The sequence below is a fragment of the Janthinobacterium sp. P210005 genome, from assembly GCF_036231865.1.
GTDB lineage: Bacteria > Pseudomonadota > Gammaproteobacteria > Burkholderiales > Burkholderiaceae_D > Janthinobacterium > Janthinobacterium kumbetense.
This window is the reverse complement of record NZ_JAZARC010000008.1, coordinates 277095-284862: the sequence shown is the minus strand read 5'-3', so window position 1 is coordinate 284862 and position 7768 is coordinate 277095. Positions and strand designations below refer to the sequence as shown.

General features: G+C 61.1%; 7 protein-coding genes, 1 rRNA gene and 1 riboswitch. Of the genes, 7 read left to right on the top strand and 1 reads right to left on the bottom strand.

Features of this window, described 5'->3' with window-relative positions; all coding sequences use genetic code 11:
• A 16S ribosomal RNA gene (locus VPH40_RS26775) occupies positions 1 to 85 on the bottom strand; the annotation flags it as partial.
• A gap of 484 nt (positions 86 to 569) precedes the next feature.
• Here VPH40_RS26775 and cobT point away from each other — a divergent pair.
• The 7 genes from cobT (at position 570) to cobO (ending at position 7767) form a co-directional block, all read left to right on the top strand.
• Positions 570 to 1610: a nicotinate-nucleotide--dimethylbenzimidazole phosphoribosyltransferase gene (gene cobT, locus VPH40_RS26770; RefSeq protein WP_328574935.1), complete on the top strand. Its 1041-nt coding sequence runs from the start codon at positions 570 to 572 to the stop codon at positions 1608 to 1610.
• A 4-nt stretch (positions 1611 to 1614) separates the two neighbouring features.
• Positions 1615 to 2421: an adenosylcobinamide-GDP ribazoletransferase gene (locus VPH40_RS26765; protein ID WP_328574934.1), complete on the top strand. Its 807-nt coding sequence runs from the start codon at positions 1615 to 1617 to the stop codon at positions 2419 to 2421.
• 6 nt (positions 2422 to 2427) lie between these two features.
• Positions 2428 to 2982 carry a histidine phosphatase family protein gene (locus VPH40_RS26760; RefSeq protein WP_328574933.1) on the top strand — a complete coding sequence of 185 codons (555 nt, stop codon included), beginning with the start codon at positions 2428 to 2430 and terminating at the stop codon, positions 2980 to 2982.
• Between the two features lie 44 nt (positions 2983 to 3026).
• Positions 3027 to 3268: riboswitch (cobalamin riboswitch) on the top strand.
• 127 nt (positions 3269 to 3395) lie between these two features.
• Positions 3396 to 5258, top strand: a complete 1863-nt coding sequence (locus VPH40_RS26755; protein ID WP_328574932.1) for a TonB-dependent receptor domain-containing protein — start codon at positions 3396 to 3398, stop codon at positions 5256 to 5258.
• 85 nt (positions 5259 to 5343) lie between these two features.
• Complete coding sequence (locus VPH40_RS26750; protein ID WP_305054639.1) at positions 5344 to 6369, top strand: FecCD family ABC transporter permease; 1026 nt, start codon at positions 5344 to 5346, stop codon at positions 6367 to 6369.
• On the top strand, positions 6366 to 7133 hold the full coding sequence (locus tag VPH40_RS26745) for an ABC transporter ATP-binding protein (RefSeq protein WP_328574931.1): 768 nt from the start codon (positions 6366 to 6368) through the stop codon (positions 7131 to 7133). The genes VPH40_RS26750 and VPH40_RS26745 overlap by 4 nt, the downstream gene beginning before the upstream one ends.
• 1 nt (position 7134) lies before the next feature.
• Positions 7135 to 7767, top strand: coding sequence for a cob(I)yrinic acid a,c-diamide adenosyltransferase (gene cobO, locus VPH40_RS26740; protein WP_099665407.1), 633 nt, complete (start codon positions 7135 to 7137; stop codon positions 7765 to 7767).
• Position 7768 lies beyond the last annotated feature (1 nt).

Here is a 7768-nt window from a genome sequence, read left to right as displayed (position 1 = left end):
AGCAAGCTCCGTGCTGCCGTTCGACTTGCATGTGTAAGGCATGCCGCCAGCGTTCAATCTGAGCCAGGATCAAACTCTTCAGTTTAATCTCTGTTACTTTGCCGTTTTACCGGCACCATCATTGCTGATGGGTCGCTCACTCAAAAAACTGACAGGCCACTTCCAAAGAAGTATCCTATTTCATTATTTCTTGTGAACATTTGATATATTTTAAGTATTACGCCAATCCGAAGATTGACGCTGCACTTACATCAAATGCTCACACTTATCGACTGTTAATTGTTAAAGAACTGTATTCGGTACTACTTTCGCGCTATCGACAAAGCGTTGTGTTTGTCAGCTGCGAAGAAGGAAGAGTATGAAGCATTTCGCTACGTCCGTCAACACCTTCTTTTTACTGCATCGCCGTTTCCGGTGATCCTCAACTGCCGCATTTGACTGCGCCTCATTGGGGAGGCGAACTATAGCAAAGCCGTCCACGCCCCGCAAGCGCTATTTTGCAGTTGGGCAAATATTGCTGTGTGATATCGTAGCGCCAACCATACCCTGCCTCATCCACATAGACTCCCATGCCTATCCCACACATCAGCCCCACCGCCAATCCCGCCCTGGCCAGCGCACTCGAACATGCCATCAACAGCAAGACCAAGCCATTGGGCAGCCTCGGCATGCTGGAAACCCTGGCCCGCCAGATCGGCCTGATCCAGCAAAGTACGCAACTGGCGCTACACCAGCCCGCCATCATCGTTTTCGCGGCCGACCATGGCGTCGTCGCCGAAGGCATTTCCGCCTATCCACAAAGCGTGACCTGGCAGATGGTGGAAAACTTCCTGGGCAACGGCGCCGCCATCAATGTCTTTGCCCGCCAGAACGATTACGCCTTATATATAGTAGACGCTGGCGTAAACCACGATTTCGGCCCGCGCGACGGCTTGCTTGACCGAAAACAAGGCCCCGGCACCCGCAACTTTGCCAAAGAGTCCGCCATGAGCCAGGAACAGTGTCTGGCCGCCATGCAGGCGGGAATGGACCTGGTCGCCAGCCTGGACGGCAATGTGCTGGGCTTTGGCGAAATGGGTATCGGCAACACCACCGCTGCGGCAGCACTGATGCACAAGCTGACGCAAACACCGGTCGCCGACTGCGTGGGCGCCGGCACGGGCTTGTCGAAAGAAGGCGTACTACATAAACAGCATGTGATCGAAGCGGCCGTCGCCCATCACACGGCAGTCGATGAGCCGCTCGACGTGCTGGCCACCTTCGGCGGTTTCGAAATCGCCATGATGGCCGGCGCCATGCTCAAGGCGGCCGAACGGCGCATGATTCTGCTGATCGATGGCTTCATCGTCAGCGGCGCCCTGCTGGTGGCAGCCCGTTTGCAACCAGCCATCCTCGATTACTGCGTGTTTTCGCACTGCTCCGATGAAAACGGTCACCGCCAGCTGCTGGCCAGCCTTGGCGCGCGCCCGCTGCTGCACCTCGATTTGCGCCTCGGCGAAGGCACGGGTTCGGCGCTGGCCTTGCCGCTGCTGCACGCGGCAGTCAACTTCATGCGCGAGATGGCGACCTTCGCCTCGGCCCAGGTCAGCGAAAAGTCCACGCCAGACTAAGACCATGGCCAATCCCGTTTCCGCCGCAATCCACCAGTGCCGTCTATTCTTCATCGCGCTGCAGTTCTTCACGCGCCTGCCCATCCCGCGCTGGGTGGGTTTCGAGCCGGCCTGGCTGCAGCACGCCTCGCGCTACTTTCCCCTGGTGGGCGTGGTGGTGGCAGCCATCAGTGGCGCCGTGTATCTGCTGGCCAGCTGGCTGCTGCCTTCTGCGGTGGCCGTGCTGCTGGCCGTCGCCGCCGGCATTTACCTGACAGGCGCCTTCCATGAAGATGGTTTCGCCGACATGTGCGACGGCTTTGGCGGCGGCTTGACGCGCGAGCGTGTACTGGAAATCATGAAGGACTCGCGCATCGGCGCGTATGGCGCCATCGGCATCGTCTGCCTGCTGGCCATCAAGTGCGCGGCGCTGGTTTCGCTGCCGCCCGTCGTCATCGTGGCGACCCTGTGCATCGCCCATCCTTTGTCCCGCCTGGCCGCCGTCTCGCTGATCCGGTTCATGGATTACGCGCGCGACGAAGGCAAGTCCAAGCCCCTGGCGCAGGAAATGCGTACGGGTGAATTCATCATCGCCACCGTCTGCGGCCTGCTGCCTGCCATCGCCTGCGGCGCTCTGGGGATATTCGACTGGGCCACGCTGGTCTTTGCCGTCGTGGTGGCGGCAGCTGCCGCTTTCTGGCTGGGCCGCAAATGCCAGCGCCGCCTGCAAGGCTACACGGGCGACTGCCTGGGCGCCGTGCAGCAAGTGGCGGAAGTGGCGGTCTATCTGGCCATCCTCTCCAGCTTTCAGCCTCCACTGCGCTTCTACTGAACAAGCATGCGCCTGATCCTCGTCCGCCACCCCGCGCCGCAGGTGGCCAGCGGTACCTGCTATGGCCGCAGCGACGTGGCGGTGGCGCCGCATGAAATGGCCACGGTGCGCGCCAGCTTGCAGGCAACCTTGCCGCCGCATGTACCGCTGTATGCCAGTCCGCTGCGCCGCTGCGCCGGCCTGGCGACGACCTTGGCGCAGGACTTGCCCGCGAGCGCCCTGCGTTTCGACGCGCGGCTGGCGGAGATGGATTTCGGCGCGTGGGAAATGCAGCCCTGGCACGCGATTGCGCGCGCGGAAATCGATGCCTGGGCTGCCGACCTGGCCTGGTACCGCCCCGGCGGGGGCGAGAACGTGCTGGCGATGGCTGCCCGCGTCGACGCGTTTCTAGGCGATCTGTTGCGCGAACAACACGAAACGGTCGTCATCATCTGCCATGCGGGCACCATCCGCCTGCTGTCGGCACTGCAAGCCCGGCTGCCATTGGAGGAAACAGCCCTGCTGGCCGCCCATTCCGCCCATAAAATCGCCTACGGTGCGACTGTCGTCGTCGATTTCTGATATTGAATTGTCCAGCCGACCATGTCAGTCCATGCCTGCTGCACGTATAATGGCGGGGTTTTGGTGCCCGCGTTCATGTCCATGAGCGCAGTTAAACGGGAAACACGATGCCGCGATCGCGGCGAGCGTGTGCTGCCCCCGCAACGGTAAGCAAGTGTCGCCCCTCCCTACGGGAAGCGGGCGACAAGCTATCTCTGACAACCACTGTGCTTGCAATCATCGAGCATGGGAAGGTGAGATAGCCGTACTTGCCAGCCCGGATACCGGCCAGGACAGGTGGAAGTGTGCGAACGGGGATGTTCGCGATCCGAATGGCCCATGGCCATCTTCGATCGTCATCTTCAGTTCCCACTTCTGTTCAATCTGGCCTACGGGGACGTCGGCTGGTTGCATATTACTTACTGAAAATTATCATGACCCATGCTGTTTCCCGCCACGCGGCCCTCACGTCGCTCGCGCTAGCCATTGCCGCGCCTGCCGCTTTCGCCCAAGCCACGCCAGACACCTTCGATCCTATCGTCGTTACCGCCAACCGCTACCCGCAGCATCTGAGCGAAGTATTGAGCGATACGCAGACCATCAGCTCCGAAGACATCGCGCGCTCGGGCGCCGGTACGCTGATCGACCTGCTGCAAAAGCAGCGCGGCATCGAAGTCAATCGCAATGGCGGCCCAGGCACAAGTTCGAGCGTATTCATTCGCGGCGCGAACAGCAACCAGAATATCGTGCTGGTCGACGGCGTGCGCATTGGCTCCGCCACATCGGGCGCTGCCAACTGGAGCGCCCTGCCGCTGTCGAGCATCGACCACGTTGAAATCGTCTACGGCCCACTGAGCACCATGTATGGCGCCGATGCTGTCGGCGGCGTGATCCAGATCTTTACCAAGAAAGGCGACGGCGCGACGCGCTTTTCCGCCTTCGCCGGCTACGGCCGCGACAGCACCCGCCAGGTGGAAGCCAGCGTTGCCGGCTCTACCGGTGGCAACAACAGTTTCAGCTACGCGCTGACCGCGGGCAAGGAAAAATCAGATGGCTATTCCGCCACCAAACCTGGTAATTCTTCCTATAACGGCGATAAAGACGGCTACGACAAAGAAAGCGTCAGCGGCCAGTTTGGTTATCAGATGGCGAAGGGACATGACGTCGGCCTGGTTTTCCTGAACAGCAAACTGGATGCACAATACGATGCGGGCTTGAACTTCGACGCACGCAACTACAATAAGCAGGAAAGCGCCTCTGTCTTCACGAAGAACCAGTTCTTGCCGAACTGGACCAGCGAGCTGCGCTACGCAGAATCGAAGGACAAACTTACCTCAGTTTCCGCGCTCGGCTCCTCCGGCAGAAGCCAGTTCGACACCAAGCAAACTGACATCAGCTGGCAAAACGATATTCTCATTGGCCGTGATACTTTGCAATTACTGGGTGAATACCGTGACGAAGATGTCGTGAGCTCGACCAAAGGCCTGTCCGGCGGACGCAATACAAAGTCTTTCGCGGCATCGTACAACCTGGTACGCGGCGCCCACCTGGCCAGCATCAGCGGCCGTCGCGACGACAGCTCGGCGTTTGGTACGCACAACACGGGTAGCGTCGCCTATGGCTATCGTTTCAGCAATGCCTTGCGCGCCAACGCCAGCTATGGCACCAGTTTCCGCGCACCGACCTTCAACGATCTCTACTACCCTGATTTTGGCACCCCCACGAACAAGCCAGAAAAAGGCCGCAATGCTGAAATTGGATTGCACTACAACGACGGCCAATCGCAACTGAGCGCGATCTACTACCATAACAAGATTACCGATATGATCAACTATGTGTCGGCTTGCCCAGTTATTGGATGGAAACCAGGCTATGGCTGCAGCACGAATGTCGACAAAGCCCTGCTCGAAGGCGTGACGCTGGCTGGCGCGCACAAGTTCGGCGCCTTCAACGTCAGTGGCAATATCGACCTGCAAGATCCACGCAATGAATCCATTGACAAGCAACTGACACTCCGCGCGAAAAAGCACGCCAATTTCGCTGTCGATTACACGACCGGTCCTTTGACCGCCGGTACGGAATGGCAGTTGTCGGACAAACGTTTTGCAGATCCTGCCAACAAGACCACCCTCGGTGGCTATGGCTTGCTGAACCTGTACACAACCTACCAGTTCGCACGCGACTGGTCGGTGCTGGCACGCTGGAACAACATCACCAACAAAGACTATGAACTGGGCCGTTTCTATGCGACGCCACGCTCGAACCTCTTCGTTGGCGTACGCTACGGCATGAAGTAACCGCGTCGTAATGATGTAAGCTGCGGGCGATGGCATGCCGTCGCCCGCAGATGCAGTTCTGCAGTCCCCGTTTTTAAGGCAGTACATGCACCCATTTTTCCGCAATATGCGCCACCGCGCCACCGTGATCCTCACGGTGCTGATCGTGTGCGCGGTTGCCAGCCTGATTTTCTCCGGCATGATCGGTTCGATCGCGATTCCGCTCGCCGACCTGCCTTCCGCCCTGTTCCATGTCATGCAGGGTAAGACCGATACCCTCGCCGCCACCTTGCTCGACCTGCGCCTTGGCCGCGCGCTGACCGCTTTTGTCACCGGCGCGGCACTGTCGCTGGCCGGCCTGATGATGCAGGCGCTGCTGCGCAATCCCCTGGCCGATCCGTACGTGCTGGGCATTTCCGCCGGCGCTTCCGTTGGCGCGCTGGCCGCGCTGCTGTTCATGTGCGCGCTGTGGGTCGTCGACGCGGCTGCGTTTGCCGGCGCCGTCGGGGTGTCCATGCTGCTGTACTTTTTTGCGCGCCGCGACCTGCGCGGCGGCACGGCGGCCGAAGGCGGCGCCTCGCTCTTGCTGCTGACGGGCGTGATCCTGGCCTCGGCCTGCATGGCCATCGTCACCCTGATGCTCTCCATCGCCCCGGAAAGCCGCTTGCGCAGCATGGTGTTCTGGATGATCGGCGACCTGTCCGGCGCGCCCGCGCGGCTGATGCCCTGGCTGGTCCTGGCCGGTGCCCTGGTCTTCGCACTGCGCTGCGCGCGCTCGCTGAACGTCATGGCGCTGCACGCGGAAGCGGCCAGCACCCTGGGCGTGCGCGTGGGCGCCCTGCGCAAGGGCCTGTTCTTCTGTTCCGGCCTGCTCACGGCCAGCGCCGTCACCAGCGCCGGCAGCGTGGGCTTTGTCGGCCTGATCGTGCCGCACGCGCTGCGCTTTGCCTGCGGCCCCGACCATCGCCTGTTGATACCGGCTGCCGCGCTGGCCGGCGGCACCTTCCTCGTACTGGCCGACACGCTTGCGCGCACCGTGCTGGCACCGTTACAGCTGCCCGTCGGCGTGGTCACGGCCATGATAGGCGCGCCCGTCTTCCTGTACCAACTGCACCGGTTGCGACGCACATGATACGTACCTACCAACTCGGCCTGAAGGCAGGCACGCGCTCTCTCGTGGAAAACCTCATCTGGCAAATCAAGGATGGCGAATGCTGGAGCGTGATCGGCCGCAATGGCGCGGGCAAGAGCACCTTGCTGCGCACCCTGGCCGGCTTGCGCGAACCGGATGCGGGCCACGTGACCATACAGGGCCGCGCCCTGGTCGACTGGCCGCTCGACGAACTGGCGCGTGAACGGGCCTTCCTGGCGCAGGCGCGCCACGATGCGTTCTCATACCGCGTCATCGAAACGGTACTGTCGGCGCGCCACCCGTATCACGACAACCATTACTGGGAAGGCAGCGACGACCAGCGCATCGCCCTGGCGGCGCTGGCGTCGATGGAAGTGGAACACCTGGCCGAGCGCGACGTGCGCAGCCTGTCCGGCGGCGAACGCCAGCGCGTGGCAATCGCTGCAATGCTGGCGCAGGACACGCCCTTGCTTCTGCTGGACGAACCGGCCAACGCGCTGGACCTGGCGCACCAGGTCAGCGTCATGGGCCTGCTGTCAAAGCTGTGCCGCGAACAGAATAAAACCGTGGTGATGGTGGGGCATGACCTGAACCTGGCGCACAGCGTCTCGACCCATGCGCTACTGCTGATGGGCGACGGCGGCTGGCTGGCCGGTCCAGTGGCCGAGGTAATGCGGGCATCCATCCTGGGCGACTACCTGGGTCACCCGATCGAGATCATCGATCACGGCAAACGCAAGATATTCATACCGAAAGAGGACTGACATGAGCGACAAGAAGACAATCGATGCGGACACCGCGGCCATCAACGAACGCCACCGCGTACGCATGGAACGCAAAAAAGCCATCATCGACGCGGCCATCGCCAAGGCCGACAAGGAAATCGGCATCATCATCGTCAACACGGGCAATGGCAAGGGCAAGAGTTCGAGCGGCTTCGGCATGGCCATCCGCGCCATGGGTCACGGCATGAAAGTGGGCGTGGTTCAGTTCATCAAGGGCGCCATGTCGACGGGCGAAGAAAAATTCCTGCGCCGCTTCCCCGATGAAATCAGTTTTCATGCGATGGGCGAAGGCTATACCTGGGAAACGCAAAACCGCGAACGCGACATCGAAAAGGCCGAACTGGCGTGGGAACAGGCGAAGACCTTCCTGGCCGACCCCAGCTACGGCCTGGTGCTGTTCGACGAGCTCAATATCGCCCTCAAGTACAACTACCTCGACGTGCATAAAGTCATCGCCGACCTGCTGGAACGCCCGGCCATGCAACACGTGGTCATCACGGGCCGCGGCGCTCCGGACGAACTGATCGCCATCGCCGACACCGTCACGGAAATGGCCGTTGTCAAGCATGCCTATGCGGCCGGCATCGGCGCGCAAATCGGCACCGAGTGGTAAC